The organism is Alkanindiges hydrocarboniclasticus (assembly GCF_001982605.1).
Classification (GTDB): Bacteria; Pseudomonadota; Gammaproteobacteria; order Pseudomonadales; family Moraxellaceae; genus Alkanindiges; species Alkanindiges hydrocarboniclasticus.
Map to the genome: position 1 here is coordinate 1 of NZ_MLCN01000041.1, position 1,048 is coordinate 1,048.

Here is a 1,048-nt window from a genome sequence, read left to right on the forward strand (position 1 = left end):
CTTAGATTAGCATTTGAAGTGCAACACCATGTTCTTGGAATAATACCTGACTCGGACTTTTAAATCCGAGTCTTTTTCTTGGACGATGGTTCAATCGTTGAGTGATTTCTGCAATATATGCATCCGTATAGTCATTCAAGTCACTGCCTTTTGTAACATATTGTCTGATCAATCCATTTGTATGTTCATTCGTGCCTCGCTGCCAGGCGCTATAAGGATCAGCGAAATACCAGTCGACCTCTAATTCCTGAGCAGCATACTCATGCAGGCTGAACTCCTTACCATTGTCCGCGGTAATCGTCTTGAGCTGTGCTTTGATGGGTTCCAATAATCTGATCGTGGCTTGGCAAATTTCCTCAGCCTTTCGCGTGCTACACTTTTTTAGCCAAAGATAACCTGTCTTCCGGTCTACAATTGAAACCAGGGATTGTTGGTGATTCTTGCCAACAATCGTATCTATTTCCAGATCACCGAAGCGAGAGCGCTGCTCAATCTCAGCAGGTCTGTCGTGAATGCTTTTGCGGTTAGTCAGCTGACCACGAGTCTCAATAGAGCCATACTTTCTTTTACGTTGGTTTTTAAAACGTAAATGCAAATACAGATCACCTCCTTTGCTTTTATCCTGCTGGATAAACCTGTAAATGGAATGCAGGCTAACAGCAACTTGAGAAGCGATCTGTTCAGGACTCCATTGAAGTTCAAGATAAGCAATGACTTGTACCCAGATATCACATGGGATTCTTTGAGGATTTGAATGATGCCGTCTTCGAGCTAATTTATGGGCATGTTTGGCAAAATAGCCATTTCTCGCTCGATTACGTTGGATTTCTCTGGAAATAGTGGAAGGTGAACGATTCAATCTCCAGGCGATATAACGTTTAGAAAAACCTTCACGTAATAATGTATAAATCTGATATCTCTCTTCGTGAGTAAGATGAGTATAGTTCATGATGCAACTTTGACTTTGGTCGGTCGGAAGCAGAATGCTAGCTCATCTTCCTTCCTTCCAATAAATTAATCTCTGTTGCACTTCATTTGAGAATCTAAG

At 41.7% G+C, this 1,048-nt stretch carries 1 protein-coding gene; it reads right to left on the reverse strand.

Going from position 1 to position 1,048, the window contains the following annotated elements; translation table 11 throughout:
* Position 1 precedes the first annotated feature (1 nt).
* The gene (locus tag BKE30_RS13610) at positions 2-949 is read right to left on the reverse strand and encodes an IS30 family transposase (protein ID WP_076879127.1); all 948 of its coding nucleotides are present in this window, start codon (positions 947-949) and stop codon (positions 2-4) included.
* Between the last annotated feature and the right edge of the window lie 99 nt (positions 950-1,048).

Coding starts and splice junctions, on each gene's coding strand:
- BKE30_RS13610 (WP_076879127.1), bottom strand. CDS start 949: ATGAACTATACTCATCTTACTCACGAAGAGAGATATCAGATTTATACA.